Raw genomic sequence first — 1159 nt, 5'->3', positions numbered from 1 at the left:
AACTGGTCGCGCTCGACCTGCTGTGTTCAGCCCGTCGCGGCGCCCCGACAGGCCAGCGCCCACGCCCTGCCCTTCTCGCACCGAGAAACCCGCCGGCGACAGCCGTCGCCCGCGGCCCTGACCCGGCACTCGTAGGTGGAAAACTCATCCGGGGATATCTCCGCAGACCCACACCTGCCGCACTTCTCAGGCTATCCCGTACTTTTTGTGTGGCTGGCCTGGCCAAAGGTGGAGTTTTCGCCAATTTTCTCTACGGTTTCAAGACCCGGGGTTGGTGTTGCTGCACCGGCCCCGGGTCGCTGCCGTTCCGGCGTGCGATCCGGGAACCGCCCGCCGGACGATCGGTTACGGCGAGACGGTGAGATCAACGGCGAACGGCACATCCGTGACCTGCGAGACCCACGAAGCGGGGCGATAGGACAGCTGGAACCATCTACTCCTTCGGCCGACGGCGGGCCAGCTGAGGTGGCCTACTGGCCCTGGGTGAACTCGCTGATGCCGATGACGTTCGACTGGGCGTGTACGCACCGGTAGACCGCGGCCCTGTCGGCCGGCGAGGCGAACGTGATGTTGTAGCGCAACGGGTAGACCCGGCTGCTCTGAACCGTGTTGTGGTCGGGGGGCTCCTGCACCGCCCCCCCGCTGGTGGGGCATGCGGCCCGGACGGCGTCCTTCTGGGCATCGGTCGCGGTCGGAGTGAAGTAGACCACCGCCTCGACGCGTGGTGAGGGCCCGGCTACCGTGACGTAGATGCCGAAGGCAATCAGGCCGGCGAGCGCGAGCGCACCCAGCACCACCCAACGCCGGTTATGCCGATCTGTCAGGGCCCGGCGCGTGGCGGCCAGGGCTCGTGCCGCGGCCGGCCGCGGCGGGCGGCGGCCGGCGGCTCGCGCCGCCACGGTCGGCGCTGGCTCGCCCAACACTTCGTCCGGTACGTCCTGCGAGGTCACGGGCCTTCCTTCGGGTGCGGTGGCGGCCTGCCGCAACGGTTGCGGCCGGCTTGGCGCCGATCGGCACGGCGCCGGCCGACGCACGGCGACCGGTGTCCGCAGTCCGACCGTCGCGGCCGGGCCCACCCCCAACCTAGTGCCGCGAGCGAGGTCGTAGGGTAAGCGCTCTTCCCGCTCGCGCCGACCAACACGTGCGATCTACATCACAC

The 1159-nt window shown here is 69.9% G+C and carries 1 protein-coding gene; it reads right to left on the bottom strand.

All coding sequences use genetic code 11. The annotated features are described in order from the left end of the window. Nucleotides 1–470: 470 nt before the first annotated feature. The gene (locus AC5LSR_RS13340; protein WP_493468518.1) at nt 471–950 is read right to left on the bottom strand and encodes a hypothetical protein; all 480 of its coding nucleotides are present in this window, start codon (nt 948–950) and stop codon (nt 471–473) included. Nucleotides 951–1159: the final 209 nt, after the last annotated feature.

The sequence above is a fragment of the Protofrankia sp. CiP1_Cm_nod4 genome (assembly GCF_982290645.1).
Note: the sequence above shows the minus strand (reverse complement) of the source record. Positions and strands in the feature narration are given on the sequence as shown.